The 18,484-nt window shown below is 50.2% G+C and carries 16 protein-coding genes and 1 tRNA gene; 11 read left to right on the top strand and 6 right to left on the bottom strand.

What is annotated here, in order from left to right; genetic code table 11:
* Nucleotides 1–84 precede the first annotated feature (84 nt).
* The 4 genes from M3P05_RS10470 to M3P05_RS10455 all read right to left on the bottom strand — a co-directional run bounded on the left by M3P05_RS10470 (nt 85) and on the right by M3P05_RS10455 (nt 4,107).
* The gene (locus M3P05_RS10470) at nt 85–1,026 is read right to left on the bottom strand and encodes a ribose-phosphate pyrophosphokinase (RefSeq protein WP_249699536.1); all 942 of its coding nucleotides are present in this window, start codon (nt 1,024–1,026) and stop codon (nt 85–87) included.
* Nucleotides 1,027–1,103: 77 nt separating this feature from the next.
* Nucleotides 1,104–1,178: transfer RNA gene (locus tag M3P05_RS10465), tRNA-Gln, on the bottom strand.
* A gap of 282 nt (nt 1,179–1,460) precedes the next feature.
* Nucleotides 1,461–2,108, bottom strand: coding sequence for a lipoprotein insertase outer membrane protein LolB (lolB, locus tag M3P05_RS10460; RefSeq protein ID WP_249699535.1), 648 nt, complete (start codon nt 2,106–2,108; stop codon nt 1,461–1,463).
* 40 nt (nt 2,109–2,148) lie between these two features.
* The gene (locus tag M3P05_RS10455) at nt 2,149–4,107 is read right to left on the bottom strand and encodes a tetratricopeptide repeat protein (RefSeq protein WP_249699533.1); all 1,959 of its coding nucleotides are present in this window, start codon (nt 4,105–4,107) and stop codon (nt 2,149–2,151) included.
* A 186-nt stretch (nt 4,108–4,293) separates the two neighbouring features.
* On the opposite strand from M3P05_RS10455, the gene hemA reads away from it, so the two are divergent.
* The 8 genes from hemA to hemH all read left to right on the top strand — a co-directional run bounded on the left by hemA (nt 4,294) and on the right by hemH (nt 13,283).
* A complete protein-coding gene (gene hemA, locus M3P05_RS10450) occupies nt 4,294–5,562 on the top strand; it encodes a glutamyl-tRNA reductase (protein ID WP_249699532.1) in 1,269 nt (422 codons plus the stop codon).
* 47 nt (nt 5,563–5,609) lie between these two features.
* Nucleotides 5,610–6,695 carry a peptide chain release factor 1 gene (prfA, locus tag M3P05_RS10445; protein WP_249699531.1) on the top strand — a complete coding sequence of 362 codons (1,086 nt, stop codon included), beginning with the start codon at nt 5,610–5,612 and terminating at the stop codon, nt 6,693–6,695.
* A gap of 7 nt (nt 6,696–6,702) precedes the next feature.
* The gene (prmC, locus tag M3P05_RS10440; RefSeq protein WP_249699530.1) at nt 6,703–7,539 is read left to right on the top strand and encodes a peptide chain release factor N(5)-glutamine methyltransferase; all 837 of its coding nucleotides are present in this window, start codon (nt 6,703–6,705) and stop codon (nt 7,537–7,539) included.
* Nucleotides 7,536–8,279, top strand: coding sequence for a HesA/MoeB/ThiF family protein (locus M3P05_RS10435; protein ID WP_249699529.1), 744 nt, complete (start codon nt 7,536–7,538; stop codon nt 8,277–8,279). Before prmC ends, M3P05_RS10435 begins: the two co-directional genes overlap by 4 nt.
* Before the next feature lie 649 nt (nt 8,280–8,928).
* Complete coding sequence (locus M3P05_RS10430; RefSeq protein ID WP_249699528.1) at nt 8,929–9,828, top strand: polysaccharide deacetylase family protein; 900 nt, start codon at nt 8,929–8,931, stop codon at nt 9,826–9,828.
* A gap of 14 nt (nt 9,829–9,842) precedes the next feature.
* Nucleotides 9,843–10,691: a GNAT family N-acetyltransferase gene (locus tag M3P05_RS10425; RefSeq protein WP_249699527.1), complete on the top strand. Its 849-nt coding sequence runs from the start codon at nt 9,843–9,845 to the stop codon at nt 10,689–10,691.
* Nucleotides 10,692–10,989: 298 nt separating this feature from the next.
* Nucleotides 10,990–12,174 carry a Na+/H+ antiporter NhaA gene (nhaA, locus tag M3P05_RS10420; protein ID WP_249699526.1) on the top strand — a complete coding sequence of 395 codons (1,185 nt, stop codon included), beginning with the start codon at nt 10,990–10,992 and terminating at the stop codon, nt 12,172–12,174.
* Between the two features lie 101 nt (nt 12,175–12,275).
* Complete coding sequence (gene hemH, locus M3P05_RS10415; protein ID WP_249699525.1) at nt 12,276–13,283, top strand: ferrochelatase; 1,008 nt, start codon at nt 12,276–12,278, stop codon at nt 13,281–13,283.
* A gap of 26 nt (nt 13,284–13,309) precedes the next feature.
* Here hemH and M3P05_RS10410 read toward each other — a convergent pair whose 3' ends face one another.
* Nucleotides 13,310–13,903 carry a YajG family lipoprotein gene (locus M3P05_RS10410; protein WP_249699524.1) on the bottom strand — a complete coding sequence of 198 codons (594 nt, stop codon included), beginning with the start codon at nt 13,901–13,903 and terminating at the stop codon, nt 13,310–13,312.
* Between the two features lie 238 nt (nt 13,904–14,141).
* On the opposite strand from M3P05_RS10410, the gene M3P05_RS10405 reads away from it, so the two are divergent.
* The 3 genes from M3P05_RS10405 (at nt 14,142) to rimI (ending at nt 17,094) form a co-directional block, all read left to right on the top strand.
* Nucleotides 14,142–15,683 (top strand): 2-isopropylmalate synthase, encoded by a 1,542-nt coding sequence (locus M3P05_RS10405; protein WP_249699523.1) that lies wholly within the window; start codon nt 14,142–14,144, stop codon nt 15,681–15,683.
* A 74-nt stretch (nt 15,684–15,757) separates the two neighbouring features.
* A complete protein-coding gene (locus tag M3P05_RS10400) occupies nt 15,758–16,627 on the top strand; it encodes a hypothetical protein (protein ID WP_249699522.1) in 870 nt (289 codons plus the stop codon).
* Entirely contained in the window at nt 16,624–17,094 is a 471-nt protein-coding gene (gene rimI / locus M3P05_RS10395; RefSeq protein ID WP_249699521.1) for a ribosomal protein S18-alanine N-acetyltransferase, read from the top strand. The genes M3P05_RS10400 and rimI overlap by 4 nt, the downstream gene beginning before the upstream one ends.
* A gap of 74 nt (nt 17,095–17,168) precedes the next feature.
* Here rimI and M3P05_RS10390 read toward each other — a convergent pair whose 3' ends face one another.
* Nucleotides 17,169–18,446: an RICIN domain-containing protein gene (locus M3P05_RS10390; RefSeq protein ID WP_249699520.1), complete on the bottom strand. Its 1,278-nt coding sequence runs from the start codon at nt 18,444–18,446 to the stop codon at nt 17,169–17,171.
* Nucleotides 18,447–18,484: the final 38 nt, after the last annotated feature.

Genomic DNA, 18,484 nt, shown 5'->3' with positions numbered 1-18,484 from the left:
TTTTTGAGGGTGTTCAGTTACAAAAAGCCCGGATAACCAGGCTTTTTCTTACAGCATTTTGTTCGCCGGATTAGCGTGAGCTAATTAGCGAAACATGGCGCTGATAGATTCTGCATTGCTGATACGGCGCACGGACTCAGCCACCAGCGGAGACATATCCAGAGCACGAATTTTATCCACTGCCTGAGCAGCCGGACTCAGAGGAATAGTGTTGGTAACGACCAGTTCATCCAACTCGGCATTGGTTACATTTTCCAGAGCACGACCAGACAGAACAGGGTGGCTGGCATATGCCACAACCTTGATAGCCCCCTTGGCCTTCAGGGCTTTGGCTGCCTGACACAAGGTACCGGCGGTATCAACCATATCATCTACCAGGATGCAGGTGCGACCCTCAACATCACCGATGATGTTCATAACCTCAGCCTTGTTAGCTTCAGGACGACGCTTATCGATGATAGCCAGGCCAGTATTCAGGTGTTTCGCAAATGCACGGGCACGAACTACACCACCGTGGTCAGGGGATACGACCATCAGGTTTTCAAAACCACGACGCTCAATATCATCCAGCAGAACCGGGGAACCATAGATGTTATCAACAGGGATATCGAAGAAGCCCTGGATCTGGTCGGCATGCAGGTCAACAGTCAGAACACGGTCAACACCAACGCTGGCGATCATGTCGGCAACAACTTTGGCACTGATAGGTACACGGGAAGAACGGGGGCGGCGATCTTGGCGGGCATAACCAAAGTAAGGCATAACGGCAGTAACACGGTGGGCTGAAGAGCGACGCATCGCGTCTGCCATAACCAGCAGTTCCATCAGGTTATCATTGGTTGGTGCACAGGTAGACTGGATGATGAAGACATCTTTGCCGCGGACATTTTCCTGGATCTCGAAAGCGATTTCGCCATCACTGAAACGGCCGATGGAGGCTTTGCCGAGAGGGATGTGCAGGTGATCGACAACTTTCTGAACGAGTTCCGGATTTGAGTTACCGGCGAACACCATCATTTTGGACACGACAGATACCTTGGGTCATAGGTTGGGTGATCAAATAAACCAAGCTTTCGGGAGTATAATTACCACGAAAAAAAATATGGCTGGGGTGGCAGGATTCGAACCTGCGCATGACGGGATCAAAACCCGTTGCCTTACCGCTTGGCGACACCCCATTAACGGTTTTTTCTAATTATCGTCTGCACCCGAACGCTGAAAGATTACACCGATCAGTAAAGACTTCGCAACCTGCTTGTCTTACCAGATAGATCTGAACTTCAGCGAATCGAGAGAGTCCCTCTCCCGAAGGCGGCGCTACTGTACTTGCTCAGGCGTTCCAGAGTCAAACAGGAAAATCGAAACATCAGTGCGGCTCACCCCCGCGCTTTTGTTGATTTTTTATAAAAAAGGTGAGTTAATTTCCCACTTCCTCCCCGAAGGAGGTGGAGAAGGATAGATCAGGAATCATTCATTACCAGATTCAGGGAAGAGAGAGTCCATTCCCTGATAGACAGAATCACACTGACACCGTCCCTCTCGGCACGGATTTTTTCAGGAAGCTGAACACCGGAAACATCACGATAACTGCCAAATACAATGCGCCAGCCATCCTGCTTCAACTCAGCAAGATATCCCTGCGGATTTAGTGTCCGGACATAATCTTTCCCCGGTGCAGGAATCCCCCTCATCCAGTATTTCAGGGATGAGAACGGCAGCCACCAGCCGGTCTGGCGATACAAAAGATCTTCTGCGGTTCGGGCTTTAGTCGGTTCCTGACCTGGCACATCCAGGATTACCGTGTCACCTTCACCTTCAAGGCGTGCCAGTGTCTGACCCAATGGACCCGACATATATATAGAAAAGGCTTCCGGCTTGTTATCCCAGTTGATGGAAACCACTCCGGATTTAGCCTTGGTCTTTACCCCGGCACGTCCTGAAACCTGCCATTTATCTATAGACTTTGCTCGGGCATGGTTAGTGGACCATGCCTGCTCCAGAGCCTGACCTGAGAGAACAGGTTCGGCCATTTCCGGTTTCTGTGGTGCGGTAGAACAGCCTGCCAGCACCATTGCTGCCATAAGGCAGCCCAATAATCTCTTTTTCATAGAATCACATATCCAAGCCATTCCATTGATCTCAGAATAACTATTCACTGCCAGAGTTCAGTAACCGTTCCGTTGTCGCCTTGAGAATTTCACTGTCAGGCTGGCGCTCCAGTGCTTCATCCCAAACTTTGCGGGCCTCATCTTTTCTATTCATAGCCCACAGCACCTCACCGAGATGAGCGGCCACTTCCGCATCTGGAAACTGGCTATAGGCTTTCTTTAGATACTCAAGAGCCTTCTCATAATTGCCCAGCCTGTACTCGACCCAGCCCAGGCTATCAATAATTGAAGGGTCATCCGGCTGGAGTGCATAAGCCTGACTGATCAGCCGTTGGGCTTCAGCATAACGGTCTGTTCGGTCAGCCAGGGTATAACCCAGCGCATTGAGTGCTGCCGCATTGTCGGGGTCAGAAGCAATGATCTTTTTCAGATCAGACTCCAGCCGATCCAGATCATTCAGTTTCTCTGCCAGCATGGCCCGGGCATACAGCAGGGAAACATCATCGGGATAATTCTTCATCGCCTCATCATAAACTTCTGCTGCTGCATCATATTCCCGCTGCTCAATCAGGTTTTCCCCTTCAAGCATATAAAGTTGGACGGCATGCTCAGGGTACTTCTCCCGCCCTTCTTTCAGATCCTCACGAGCCATCGCCCACTGCTCATGATCAGTCAGCATGCGAACAAGAGAAGCGTAGGCAGAAATAAACTGCTTGCCCGGTGTCACCTTGAGATAATGCTTCCGACCTTCCTTCCAGTCATCCATCTGTTCAGCAAGTCGGCCAAGGTAAAACTCAGAGACATTTTCATTACCCTTAATCTTGCTCAGGCGGTGCAGATAGAAACCGGCTTCACCCGGCATACCATTTTCCATAGCAATCAGGGCAACTGATAGCAACAGCTCAGGGTTGGATGGCTGCTGCTGAACAAGAATTTCAAATTCTTTTTGAGCACCGGTCAGATCACCAAGCTTGACCAGAACCCTGGCATAGAGAAGCCGAAGTCTGGGGACATCGGGATGGGTCTTTACGGCATCTTTCAGCAGGTTAACAGCCTGTTCTTCCTTGCCCTGCTGATGCAGGATTCGTCCTTTTAATAGAAGGGCCTGGGGCTGCTCTTTGCTTTTCGCCAGCAGCGAGTTCACTTGAGATAAAGCCGCATTCAGTTCATCCAGCTGATGCAGCAACATGGCTCGCCCTATCTGCAAGCTTTCATCACCAGGATACTTTTTCAGGAGACTGTCAAAGCGCACCAGAAGCTTGCGGCGAATAGGTTCTGTCGTTCCTGCAGCCTGAACGGCTACAAAGTTGAAAGGGACAGCTGTTATTGATTCCCGCGCCTTACTTAATCCATCCAGCGCACCAACCAGATCTCCAGACCAGGCTTTCTCGATGGAATCAGCCTTAATAGCTTCCGGATTCTTCGGCGCAATCCGCATCCATAATCTGGCAGCATCGCCAGCTGCCTGGCGGGCATTCATAAAGGAAGCAATCTGATAGGCTCGCTCCGTTACACCTTCATCCTTGGTGTGATGGGCATGTTGCAGGTAGTTGCCCAGGGCCAGATCAAAGCGATGATCATAAGCCGCGACTTCGGCAACCATCAGATCGTATAGGGTTTCCGGATCAAAAGGACGCTCCGGAATCTGGCTGACTACTTCAGGCTGAGCAGCTGCTTCCTCCCCTTGGTTATCCGTAAAGAAGCTATCCTGCACTTCCAGTCCGGCACAACCGGACAGCAACAGTGTAACGGCAACCCCCAAAGCCCTCAGTTTTGAATGGTTCAACCAAACGGGGACTTTAGACCTGAAGCCTGACGGAGTATTGAAATTCATTTTTGCCTGATCGGTTCCCACATACATGTAATAGGACTGCCTCATAATGATGACACAATGGTTTGTTGAATTCAGGGGCTTGTTGAATTCAGGGTTTGCAGTCATGCAATATCCGTAGGACAATCTCTCCCGGATCAGGACATTGCCTGCGTAATCTTTTATCATGGAAACGCTTTTCACATCACCTTAAGGTGATGAAAAACCGATTTCCCGCTCATGGCTGCTTTAAGGGCTATAAGAATGCCTTTCTTAAGAGTAGGTTCTGTTACCGAAAAAAAGATAATCTCGGGATGTTGAACTCTGTTGAAAGCTCCCAGTTCAGGATATGTTGTATTGACACTATGGTAGGTTATGGGATTTCTCGCAGTCGGCATTAATCATCGGACAGCGCCGGTTAGTCTGAGAGAAACAGTGTCCTTTACCCCTGAGCAGCTGATACCGGCTCTGAGGGATCTCCACCAGCTTGGCGGTATTCAGGAAGCTGCGATTCTCTCCACCTGTAATCGCACCGAAATCTATTCCAATGGCCAGACGGAACCAGACCGGATATTGGAATGGCTTAGCGCTTTTCACCACACAGAATCTGAATTACTGCTTGACCATTCTTACTGTCATAGCAGCCGGGATGCAGTGCGCCATATGATGCGCGTGGCTTCCGGACTTGACTCACTGGTGCTGGGTGAACCCCAGATACTGGGTCAGATGAAGTCCGCTTATGCAGTTGCCCAGGAAGCAGGTACCACACATGGCCTGCTGGGCAGAATGTTTCAAAGCGTATTCACAACAGCCAAAACTGTCCGCACCCGGACTGCGATTGGCGAGAACCCGGTTTCCGTGGCTTTTGCTGCGGTCAGCCTGTCCAAGCAGATTTTCAGCAACCTGAGTTCCAACACTGCCCTTCTGATTGGTGCCGGAGAAACCATTGAACTGGTTGCCCGCCACCTTAAGGACCAGGGCATTGGCAAACTCATTATTGCCAACCGTACACTGGAACGCGCCCTGCGGCTTGCGGATATGTTTAATGGTGAGGCTATCCTGCTGTCTGATATTCCCGAGTCTCTGCACCGGGCAGACATCATTATTGCTTCCACGGCCAGTCAGCTTCCCATACTGGGTAAAGGTGCTGTTGAGCGGGCGCTGAAGCGTCGTCGTCACAACCCCATGTTTATGGTGGATATCGCCGTTCCCCGTGATATCGAGCCAGAGGTTGGTGATCTCGCAGATGTTTACCTATATACCGTGGATGACCTGCGCCAGGTAATAGAGGACAATGTCCGCAACCGACAGGAAGCCGCCCTGGAAGCAGAGAAGCTGATAGAAGCCGGAGCTGATGATTTTCTGGCTCGCCTGCGCGCTCTGGATGCTGTCGACGCTGTCCGCGCTTACCGCTCACAGGCCGAGGCAATACAGTCCCAGGAGCTCGACAAGGCTCTGCGCATGCTGGAGAGTGGCCGCCCGCCTGAACTGGTGGTCCAGCAACTGGCCCGTGGACTGACCAATAAACTGATCCATTCACCTTGTGTTCAGCTGCGCCAGGCTGGCAGCAAAGGCCAGACAGATAAAATTGACTGGGCCCGGGAACTGCTGGAATTGGATTTACCCGTAGACGAACCCGTCTGAAAACGGTTTATCTGCGCCACTTGATTTGTACTGATTACTAAATACTGATGAAAGAATCTCTGCTGGCCAGACTCGACAGTCTGGTTGACCGTTTTGAAGAACTGGGCGCCCTGCTCAGCGACCCGGAAGTTATCGGCGACCAGGATCGTTTCCGCAAACTCTCCAAAGAGTACTCCGAGCTTGAGCCAGTCACCAAGTGCTACCAGGCGTTCCGCCAGACCCAGGAAGATCTGGAAGAAGCCCGTTCCATGCTCTCCGACGGTGATGCGGAGATGAAAGAGCTGGCCCAGGAAGAAATCAAGGATGCCACCGAGCGTCTGGAATCCCAGGAAGAAGAGCTGCAGATTCTTTTGCTGCCAAAAGACCCTGACGACTCCAACAACGTATTCCTGGAAGTCCGTGCCGGTACCGGTGGTGATGAAGCCGCTATCTTTGCTGGCGACCTGTTCCGCATGTACTCCCGCTACGCCGAAACCAACCGCTGGAGAGTGGAAGTGATCAGCGCCAGCGATGGAGAACATGGCGGTTACCGTGAAATCATCGCCCGTGTTGTTGGTGAGGATGTTTACGCCAAGCTGAAATTCGAGTCCGGTGCTCACCGTGTTCAGCGTGTACCAGCAACAGAATCCCAAGGTCGTATTCACACATCAGCCTGTACCGTGGCGATCATGGCAGAACCCGATGAGCAGGAAGAGATCGATATCCGCAAGGAAGATTTGCGCATCGACACCTACCGTTCTTCCGGTGCTGGTGGTCAGCACGTTAACACCACCGACTCTGCGATTCGTATTACTCACCTGCCAACAGGTCTGGTGGTTGAGTGTCAAGACGAGCGTTCTCAGCACAAGAACAAGGCCAAAGCGATGGCCCTGCTGTCTGCCCGCCTGAAAACTGCGCAACAGGATGCCGCTGCCAAGGAAATTTCCGAAACCCGTAAAAACCTGGTGGGCAGTGGTGACCGTTCCGAGCGTATTCGCACATACAACTATCCTCAGGGTCGGGTGACAGATCACCGTATCAACCTGACACTGTACAAGCTGCCGGATATCATCGAAGGATATCTGGAACCGGTTATTGCGCCGCTGATGCAGGAGCATCAGGCCGAACAGCTGGCAGCACTGTCACAGGATTAATTCCCTGATGCAGATTTCTGATATTTTGACCCGGACAGTTGATCTGTCCCGGGTCAGCTCAACACCCCGCCTTGATCTGGAACTTCTGGTTTGTCATGTAATCAACAGACCCAGAAGTTTTCTGTTTTCTCATCCCGAATACACTCTGACTGAAAAGCAGGCTCTCCATCTTGAGTCATTACTGAAGCATCGTTTGATTGGCCACCCGATTGCCCATCTGACCGGTTCACGGGATTTCTGGTCTCTCGAATTACTTGTAGAGCCCAGCACTCTTATTCCCAGACCCGATACCGAGATTCTGGTTGAGCAGGCACTGGAGTGCTGTGATCACCGCCCCAGACAGGTTCTGGATCTTGGAACAGGTACCGGTGCAATTGCTCTTGCTTTAGCATCAGAACGCCCAGGCTGGGAAGTGTTTGGCTGTGACCGCATACCAGAAGCTGTTGAGCTGGCGCGAAAGAATGCCACTCACAATAAGCTGGAGCGTGTTCAGTTTCTTGAGAGTAACTGGTTTGCAGAATTACCAGAGCAGACCTTTGATCTGATCGTCAGCAACCCTCCCTATATTCGTGATGATGATCCACACCTTTCTCAGGGGGATGTGCGCTTCGAGCCAGTCAGCGCCCTCACTTCCGGTTCAGATGGTCTGGATGATATTCGTCACATAGCGCAGGAATCCATACGCTGGTTGAACGACGATGGCTGGCTGATGGTCGAGCACGGCTATGATCAGGGCGAAGACGTGCGCAGAATATTTACTGAAAATGGTTTCAAACAGGTATCCACCGCTCAGGATCTGTCTGGACATGACCGAATTACCCGAGGTGTCAAGCAAGCTATATGATGACCGATGACCAGCTGTTGCGTTACAACCGTCAGATCATGATCCCGGAATTTGATATTGCCGGTCAGGAAAAACTTCTTGAAGCGAGAGTGTTGATAATAGGTGCCGGAGGACTGGGTTGCCCGGTTGCCCTCTACCTTGCTGCTGCCGGTGTCGGCACTCTGGTGATTTCTGATGATGATCATGTCGATCTCAGCAACCTCCAGCGCCAGATTGCCCATACCACTCGGGATATCGGCAAGGATAAGGTTATTTCCGTGAATGAGAGTGTCCACGCTCTGAATCCGGATACGCACGTTATGGCAATTACCAACAAGCTGGAGGGTGAAGTCCTGGAAGAACAGGTCAAACTGGCAACCCTGGTGATTGACTGCACCGATAACTTCCCCAGCCGGTTTAACACCAACCGCATCTGCGTCAAATACCGCACTCCTTTGGTTTCCGGTGCGGCTATTGGTTTCAACGGCCAGGTTGCGGTTTTCAATACAGAAGAGGAAGACGTTCCCTGCTACAACTGCCTTTACAGCGATGTTGATGAGCAGCAGCTGACCTGCAGTGAAGCAGGGATACTCTCTCCCATTACTGGCGTGATTGGTTCACTCCAGGCCACTGAAGCCATTAAAGTCATTACTGGAATTGGTAAACCGCTGGCAGGACGCCTGCTAGTGTTTGATGGTCTGTCCATGGAGTTCCGTTCCATGAACCTTTCCCGAGATGTTGAGTGCAAAACCTGCAGTTAATATAAGAGCTCAGTTGTAAAGCTCGTCTGAAGTAACATCTACACCATCAACATAAAATGAGTCCCCATCCATGGTAATTCCTTCGGCAAACCGTTGGCAGATAAATTGATAGAATTTCCGCATTGTGGTGATAGCCACAATGCCATTTGATGGAACCGTTGGCTACAACAGGAAAGAGAACCAGTCGTGAGTAATCCGGAATATCTGGTGGAAATTTATTTTTCTCAATCATTGCCTCGATCCGATAGGCTCGAGAATCACCAGCTTACAATGGTCTGAAGAAGGCTTTTCTGATTGCAAAGCTGTAATGATGGTTGAGGGAGTCTAACCCTAATATGAATACCCCGCTTTTGCGAAGCGAAAGTCCGAGCCTAAGCGAGGAGGGCTTGCCCCGGGGGATGCTTTATTTTTGCACCGCATCGCTTCATCCCTGAGTTGCTCTCTCCCTAACCGTTTAATGATAGACACATCAGACAAAGCGTATACGAAGAAGCATTCAAACAAAAAAATCAACAAGTTACCAGATTTAAGAAGCCTCAAACCCTGCTTTCAGGTTCTGCCAGAGTGCTCCATTTTTGCCAACAGATCGGATGTGGCCTATACCATCCCCAACTCTCAATACTGACGTTTGATATCTCTTTGCACGACCATGACTGACCACTATCCCAGAATAATGAATCTTTATGGGCAGCAACCTCCCGTTGTGCAGTGGCCAGATGATAACCAACTAGCAATTAACCTTGTTCTGAATTACGAGGAGGGATCAGAGCTTTGTCCACTGGATGGCGACCCTTATTCTGAGCAGTGGCTGACAGATCTTCCAGGCATACAACCCAGGAACAGTCGCCATTACAGCTGTGAATCTCTCTTCAGCTATGGAGCCCGTAGCGGTGGCTGGCGGATTCTGAATCTGCTTAAAGAGACAGGAGTTACCGCAACAGTATTTGCCTGTGGCCTGGCGCTTGAGCGCAACCCGGAACTGGCAGAAGCTTTCACCCAGGCCGATCTGGAAATTGCAGGACATGGTTGGCGCTGGATTGACTACAGTGAGTTCTCACCCGAGATTGAGAAAATCCATATCCAAAAAACACTGGACTCAATCTTCAACCTTACCGGCCAGAAAGCTGAAGGCTGGTATACCGGTCGAAAAAGCCCTCACACCCGGGCCTTGGTTATTCAGGCAGGGCTTCTGTATGACTCTGACGCCTATGATGATGATCTGCCTTACTACCTACTGCTGGATAACCGCTTTCATATGGTCATCCCCTACACACTGGTGTGCAATGACTGCCGCTATTCCATGTCTCCCGGCTGGAACAGCCCAGAAGATGCCTGGTTTACGATGAAAGCGACTTTCGACTCTTTGTACAGGGAAAGCAAAAGCCAGCCTCGTATGATGACAGTCGGACTTCATACCCGTCTGTCAGGTCATCCGGGGCGGGCAGATACCCTGAAGCGCTTTATTGATTATGCACAGCATCACAAGGGTGTGTGGTTCTGCCAGCGCAGACAGATTGCCCACCACTGGCGCAAGGTGTCACCACCATGATGTCTGAGAAAACAATGCAAACGTCTATTTCAGCAATGACACCTGCTGAAGCGGAACTGATGATGGAGCAGGTCAGGCAGGAAGGCTGGAACCCGGGTATCCGGGATGCAGTAACCTTCAACAAGGTTAATCCAAATGGCCTTTTATGCTCACACATTGGTGGAAAGCCAATAGGCTTCTCTTCGGTCATGATCTATGACCAGCACTATGCATTCTTTGGGCTTTACCTGGTTTATAAGGAGTTTCGTGGTCAGGGTCATGGCATGGAAATGACCAGAAGGTGCCTCTCCCTTGCAGGTAAACGTTGCATTGGTCTGGATGGCGTGACCAACAATATTAATATGTATGCAAAGATTGGGTTCCGCCCAACCTATCGAAACCTGCGCTACTTACTTTCACGGGAAAATGCTCCCTACCCCCAAAACTTCGATATCGCCATCACCCCAATAACCAATGTGCCAAGGCATCAGTTATGTTCTTTTGATTACACCTATTTTCCTGCCTGCCGTAGCCGGTTTCTTGATATCTGGTGTTATCAGCCGGGGGCAACTGCTCTTTGCGCACTTAATGATGGAGAGCTGGTTGGATACATCGTGGTACGCCCCTGTGTTTTCGGCAGCAAGGTTGGTCCGCTGTTCGCCAGAACAAAAGCAGCGGCATGGGAACTTCTCTCGGCCGCGACAGAATCATCTACTCGCTGGCCACTTATTCTGGATATTCCCGAACCAAATTATCGGGCAGTCAATCTGGCATCAGAACTGAGGATGGAGTTAACGGGTGAAGTGGTGCGAATGCACATTGGAACACCAAGATCAATCGATATGTCAGGTGTTTATTCTGTGACCAATCTTGAAACCGGCTAGAAGTTTTTTGCGACTTCTACATATTTTTTTGCGAGAAGCACGCAATTCAGCAAAAACAACTTTAACTAGCTACAGGTCAGCAGAAAAATACCTGGATATTTTGTAAATTTACAGGTACAAAAGTTATATTACTGCGCCTTTTTTCAAGAAAAAAACCAATTTTTTATAATTTAGGTCATATTATTTTTTCATAAATATCAATTTGCTATTGAATTTTGGCTCCGTAAATGCGAAATACTCCCTGCACAACCCGAAACACCATCGGGTACATTTACAGACTCGGAGCTGCACAACACACATGGTCACAGCTATCCAAAGATTTCTTCACCAAGAGACATCTGTCGGAATACTTTTAATCGGGGCAACTGCGCTGGCAATGCTAGCTGCCAACACCCCTTTGGACACCTACTACAACCTGCTTCTTGATGTACCAATTACAGTCGCTGTTGGCTCGCTGGAAATTTCCAAGCCCATGCTGCTGTGGATAAACGACGGCCTGATGGCACTGTTTTTTCTGCTGGTTGGTCTTGAAGTTAAGCGTGAATTTGTATCTGGTGAGCTTTCAACTCCCAGCCAGGTCGTACTGCCTGCAGTTGCAGCTGTGGGTGGCATGGTTATCCCGGCCCTCTGCTATGTCGTTCTGAACTACGATAATCCCATCGCTCTCAAAGGCTGGGCTATCCCGTCAGCAACTGATATCGCCTTCTCCCTTGGCGTATTGGCACTGTTGGGCAGCCGGGTTCCTTCGTCAGTGAAAATTTTCCTGATGGCGCTGGCGATTATTGATGACCTTGGTGCAATCATCATTATTGCCCTGTTCTACACCACGGAGCTATCCACCATCTCTGTTGTTCTGGCCTCCATCTGTATGGTTGTGCTGATCTTCCTGAACAGAGCCGGAGTCACCAGTCTTGGACCCTATATGCTTGTCGGGGTAATTATGTGGGTCTGCGTGCTGAAATCAGGTGTGCATGCCACCCTGGCAGGTGTAGCTCTTGCCTTCACAATTCCAATGCGCGCTATGAACGAACATGGCAACTCCCCGCTTAAGGAGCTGGAGCACAAGCTTCACAGCTGGGTGAATTACTTTATTATCCCGCTGTTCGCTTTCGCCAACGCTGGTGTGGCTCTTGGCTGGGATCAGCTTTACGGATTGCTTGAACCAAGCCCTCTGGGGGTGATCCTCGGCCTGTTTGTTGGTAAGCAGTTGGGGGTATTTACCTTCACTTGGGTGGTAATCAAACTGGGATACGCCAAGCTGCCGACAGGGGCAACATGGCGACACATCTACGGCATGTCTGTTATCTGTGGTATCGGTTTCACCATGAGTCTATTTATCGGTTCCCTGGCCTTCGAAAATGTGGGCACCGAATACCTGATTGCAGACCGTGCCGGTATCCTTGTCGGCTCTATGCTCTCAGCGGTGGTTGGCTTCCTGATTCTGAGAGGCGCACCACCACTTAAGGAACCTGCTGTTCAGTAAAGAAGCATTTATCTCAGCAGATGATAAAATGCAGCTTTCACTCCCATGTGAAAGCTGCATTTTTTTGGCATTAACAAAACGCAAACAACAAGGAAAAGTACATGAAGGGCAGGGCTGTACTTCTGGTCAACCTCGGATCTCCAGACTCTACGTCAGTAAAGGATGTCCGCCGTTATTTGAACCAGTTTCTGATGGATCCCTGCGTTATTGATTTGCCCTGGCCATTACGCCGTTTTATCGTCAGCGCCTTTGTACTTCCCTCCCGCCCGGCCAAATCAGCTGAAGCCTATCAGAGCGTCTGGCGCCCTGATGGTGCACCACTGAAAGTTCTCAGCCAGAAGCTGACGGACAAAGTAAAGCAACACACTGAGCTTCCAGTCTCCCTGGCCATGCGCTATGCCAATCCATCCATGGAACAGGAAATTCTTAAGCTGGCAGAGACTGATGGCGTTAACGAAATTTTACTGCTGCCTCTTTACCCTCACTACGCCATGTCTTCTGTGAAGACAGCCATTGATGAAGCAAAACGAATATTCGGCCAGCACAACCTTTCCCCAAAGCTCACAGTTCATCCGGTCTTCTATAACCACCCGGATTATATCGATGCTCTTGTTGAAAGTGCCCGCCCATCCCTGGCGCAGGATTGGGATCACCTGCTGTTCAGTTATCACGGTGTTCCGGAAAGACATATCCGCAAGGATGATCCAACCGGCAATCACTGCTTAGGCCCTGACTGCTGCAACAAACCGTCTGAAGCCCATAAGACCTGTTATCGGCACCAGGTTTTTGAAACCACGAAAGAGTTTGTGAACAAGGCAGGTATTCCTGACTGTAAGTGGAGCCTGGCATTCCAGTCCCGTCTGGGCAAAGCGAAGTGGCTGTCACCGGCAGCGGATCAAACCATTATTGAGCTTGCACAGAAAGGAGTGAAAAAGCTTCTGGTTATCTGCCCTGCGTTTACTGTGGATTGCCTGGAGACGCTTGAAGAGATTGGTATCAGAGCAAAGGAAGACTTTATTGCTCATGGTGGTGAAGATCTTACATTGATTCCCTGCCTGAATGATGATGAGCGGTGGGCGAAAACTCTGGCACACTGGGCAGAACAATAGTTCTGCCCCTGTACACCCTTGTTTGTTTACAGCCTTGCCAGAAAGCGCATCAGCCCCGGATCATCAAACATCCGCCCCAGCACCTTGCCAACAATGCTATTAATCATCTTAGTGTTTTCAGCATCAGATGGAGCTTTCACAACCTTGTGGGACTCAGAGGCAGAATAAGAGCCTTGATACTTGTGACCTTCTGCCTGAACCGTAACCCGAATGGCAGCTTTCAGATCAACCTGGGTTACATAATTCCCTTCCGGAACCTTGTAGCTAAGAGAGTCGATATAAACCTGGAACTGAGGAGCCGCGCTGCTGCTTCCGGGCACCATTCCCTGTTCCTGCAATGCCTTTTCAACCGCATGGGCCACTGAGTCCTGCAGGTTATTGGCAATACCGATACGATTGGTTGCACCATAGATACCACCACGGTGTCCCAGCCAGGGTGTCAGCCGTTCATCGTAAACCGTCACTGTTACAGGCCCATCCAGCCCGACAGTGGGAGAGTTCATATCAACAACGGGCTCCAGATCAATATTCTGTGGGCTTAGAGCACAGCCACTTAAACCACCGGCGACGACCAGGGCCATCAATACACGCCTATAGCGTCCAAACATATCGCCAAACATAGAAACACCCCCCTACTTTGTTGCCTGCTGGGATTGTCGCCCCTCATTGGTAGCGGTGCAATATCGCGGCGCATGGAAAATAAGCATGCAGAAAGATATAGTTCCCGAAACAGGTTTCCAGTAAAACATGGAAACAACATAACAACAGGCTCAATGCCAGATAATCAGATAACCAAATAAACAGTACGGCCAATTAATAAAGTGATTCAAAGATTCACGCCGTGCTCAGGAAAAACCCATGACAGACAATCGTGTAGTAATTTTCGATACCACCTTGAGAGATGGCGAGCAGAGCCCAGGCGCATCCATGACCAAGGACGAAAAGCTACGTATTGCCCGGGCACTGGAACGTCTCAAGGTAGATGTCATCGAAGCTGGCTTTGCCATTGCCAGCGAGGGGGACTTTGAGGCAGTTAAAAGTATTGCCACGAATATCCGTAACAGCTCCATCTGCAGCCTGGCGCGGGCTCTTGATGCGGATATTGACCGTGCAGCTGAAGCGTTGAAGCCTGCTGCCAACGGACGCATTCATACGTTTATCGCCACTTCACCCATTCATATGCGTTACAAGCTGCAGATGGAGCCGGACAAAGTTATTGAGCAGGCAGTACGTGCCGTGAAACGTGCCCGCAATCAATGCTCGAATGTTGAGTTCTCGTGTGAAGATGCCGGCCGTTCGGAACTTGATTTTCTCTGCCGCATTATTGAACAGGCTATTGATGCCGGTGCCAGCACAATCAATATTCCTGACACCGTTGGCTATGCCCTGCCCCACGAATTTGGCGAAACCATTCGTCAACTGATTGTACGTATACCCAATTCTGATAAAGCCATTTTCTCCGTTCACTGCCATAACGATCTGGGTCTGGCTGTGGCCAACTCACTTTCAGCTGTGCTGAATGGTGCCCGCCAGGTTGAGTGCACTATCAACGGTCTGGGGGAACGTGCCGGCAATGCGTCCCTGGAAGAGCTGGTGATGAGTCTGAGAACCCGCAATGACAGCCTGGGCCTGCATACCGGTATTGCCACGGAGCATATCGTCCCCTGTTCACGACTGGTGTCCGGTATTACCGGCTTCCCGGTACAGCCCAACAAGGCAATTGTTGGAGCCAATGCATTTGCCCATGAGTCAGGCATTCACCAGGATGGTGTACTCAAGCACCGTGAAACCTATGAGATCATGAAGGCAGAAGACGTTGGCTGGCATACCAATAAAATGGTTCTCGGCAAACTGTCTGGCCGTAACGCTTTCAACACCCGAATGGAAGAACTGGGTATCACCTTCTCTTCCAAAGAGGAATTGAACGAGACTTTCACCCGCTTTAAACAGCTGGCGGACAAGAAACGTGAGATCTTTGATGATGATTTGCAGGCGCTGGTCAGCGCAGATCGCAAGGATGTTGCAGAAGTCTATCAACTGAAAGATCTTAAAGTCGTATCCAAAATGGGCGGAACACCAGAAGCCCGGATTGTTCTGGCTGTAAATGGTGAAGACAATGAAATCATCAGCACAGGCGATGGCCCTGTTGATGCGATCTTCAAGGCAATTGAATCCATTGTCTATTCCGGTGCCAAACTGGAGCTCTACTCGGTCAATGCTATTACCAGCGGCACAGACTCCCAGGGGGATGTGACGGTTCGTCTGTCACGGGCCGGACGTATAGTGAATGGCGGCGGTGCAGATACCGATATCATCGTTGCATCTGCCAAAGCCTACGTTCATGCACTTAACCTGCTCGAATCACAGGAAAAGCCTCATCCACAGATTTCAAATATATGATGCACTGACTGTGGGTATTTCATGTTCATTTCGAGTAAAATGAAGTATTTACCCCATTGGGATATAAGGGTCAGATGAGAGGAGCAATAACGGAACGCCAGAGACAGGACTACCTTGCAGCCATAGGTATTCAGCCATGGTTCCCCCGGTTTAAGCTGCCAAATGCCCAGCCCTCACAGGTCTGCAACTGGGAATGGAGAGATGAAGACTTTCCTTCCCAGCCAGTCGGAGAAATCCCGCCCTCACAACCTGCCCCCCGTAGCGATCTACAGGCGGGTTATTCCCCTCAGTTGCACTCCCCCGCTGCTGCCAAACCCTTTTCGACCCGATCATCAAAACCGTTGGCCCCTGTGCCAAAAGAATCTTCCGATATTCTGGTTGATCTGGGCGAGGAGAAAGGGAAAGCTGCGGAACCAGCGAAAGAAACCACCAGCTCTACGGTGGAAACACCAACTGAGATTACTCCTGCGGAGCCATTCCGGATTGCGGCTATCGATATTAACGAGCACTGTCTTGCAGTCGCCGATCTTCCCTGGTCCGGTCTTAACCAGTTCACCGGTTACCATGAACGCTTACTGCGGAACATACTTCTGGTCTTGGGAATTAAACCTTTCGAGACTCAGCGATCCGGTATGTTTTCCTGGCCAATAACACCGGAGGCTTCCCAGGTAGATCAGCGCTTCGCCCGCGAAGCCTTAAACGGATACCTTAACAACCAGTTTGGTCTGGCACGACGCAAAACAGTTCTCCTGTTTGGTCGTTCCAGCTGTCATTACCTCTGGGATCAGAGCTCTGAGTTTGAACAGTGCCGCGGATACCAGAACAGAAACAACACTCACTATGCCCTGACTTGCAGTCTGGGTGAAATGATGAGCCTGCCCGATTTCAAAGCTGACGCCTGGCAGGATCTCGCACCTCTGAAAGAACACTTAAAATCACAATGACCAGTACTATCTGGGCTGATGGTTATCACGTCCGCCCAATGACCGAGTTCGATCTTCCCGCCGTACATCAGCTTGAAACCAGCGCTCACTCTCATCCATGGACTTTTGGAATTCTCACAGACAGCCTGAAATCAGGTTACCGCTGCTGGGTTCTGGAACAGGATCAGCGAATCGTTGGCTATACCGTGGTCATGATCACGGTTGGTGAAGGGCACCTTTTAAACATTACTATTTCCCCGGACTTTCAGGGACAGGGGCTTGGCAGGAAACTTCTGGATTTTCTTCTGGAAGATACCCGCGAACAGCAAGCTGAAGTGATATTTCTGGAAGTCAGGGTATCCAATATCCGTGCGATTGAACTGTATGAACAGAATGGCTTTGCAGAAGTTGGCAGAAGAAAAGGATATTACCCGGCTGAAGTCGGCCGCGAAGATGCCATTGTTATGGCACAGGATCTTAAATACTAGGAACCCTTTCTGATCAGATTGAAAAAGACACGGAGGGGAAACTCTTCGTGCCTTTTCTCTTTTTAAATGAGGTTTCAATTTGTATAAAGCGGAACTGCCGTTCTTAACTCACCGGTAGGCAGGTCATAACAAAGAGATCCTTCAACCAGCTGGCAGTCCGTGTATTTGGGCATAAATGCATGTTGCCCATAACTGTTTTGCTGTAACCCGTTAATCCAGTTCAGATTACTTTCCTTATAACTCATCAACGCAGCCCACGGAACGCCCCTGGTCCAGCCACGACTGAAGTACCACCACTGGTTGTTGTCGCGTTCACTGAGATCGAGACAGGGAGACATAACAACACTCTTGCCGCTGCGTGTCAGGCATACGCCAGATCCGAGTTTCTTGTTATAAACAGCCTTGGTTGCCAGATCAGTTCCCCACTGCTGGCTTTCGGATGATTTCGAACACAGCTGCTGAACAACCCTGGTCACCCCATCCTCTGCAGCAATATCCAGACAAACAGCAAGGTCGGTTCGACCCTGCTTCAAAATAAACCACTCTGCCTTTTTATGAATAACAGCGACAGGCGGCGGTACTGGCTTATCTTCTGGAGAAGGACCATTTGGGGGTGGAGGTGGTGGGGTTCCACCTCCATTGTTTGGAGGCTCCTGTTCACCCTCTGGTTTTTTGTCTGATTCCTTATCCTGCCCAGAACCGGAACTTCCATTACTATTACCTGCCGGGCAACTGTCAGTCTCTTCTACATAACGGCCACAGATGCGGCAGTCGGTCCAGGGGACGATATAACAGAACTCAGACCCGGGTGGGTAATCCCTGACCCACTGGAAGCTACCATTAATTGCGAATGCACCCACACCATCCGGGCCACCAGGAACAGACGCAGTCCGAACAGACTTCCCTTTATAATTCGCTTCGAAAAGCTGCCCGTCTTTATCGAATGCCCAGGATTGGGAATCATTGTCTTCAGAGCGACAGGCTTCCAGGCTGACAGTCAAAGCTCCGCCCTCGGAGTAGCTACGGGTTAAACAGAGGTTTTTTCCTTTCCCGCTATCTTCGCCCCGATAAGCCACATTAATGATCTTGTGGTTGGTAGAGATTTCCCAGAAGTACTTCTTCTCAGCCCCACACTCCGAGTCTGGAATCACAGACAGGCGGGTTTCTTTTTCGTCTTCAGCTACGACAACAGCCTTGGGAGCAATGCATCGCACTGTACCCGAATCAAGTGAGCGCAGCTGAAACCGCAGAATATCACTGTCTTGCTGATTCGTGTTTGCCCAGCCAGCCCCACTCACTGCCCACAAAGTCAGGAAAATTGTGGATGATAATAAAGGTAATTGACGTCCCATTGGCTCGTTCCCTGAACCTGAAAATTATCTTTTCACTA

The sequence above is a fragment of the Parendozoicomonas callyspongiae genome, assembly GCF_023502345.1.
In the GTDB taxonomy this organism is placed as follows: Bacteria; Pseudomonadota; Gammaproteobacteria; order Pseudomonadales; family Endozoicomonadaceae; genus Sansalvadorimonas; species Sansalvadorimonas callyspongiae.
Note: the sequence above shows the minus strand (reverse complement) of the source record. Positions and strands in the feature narration are given on the sequence as shown.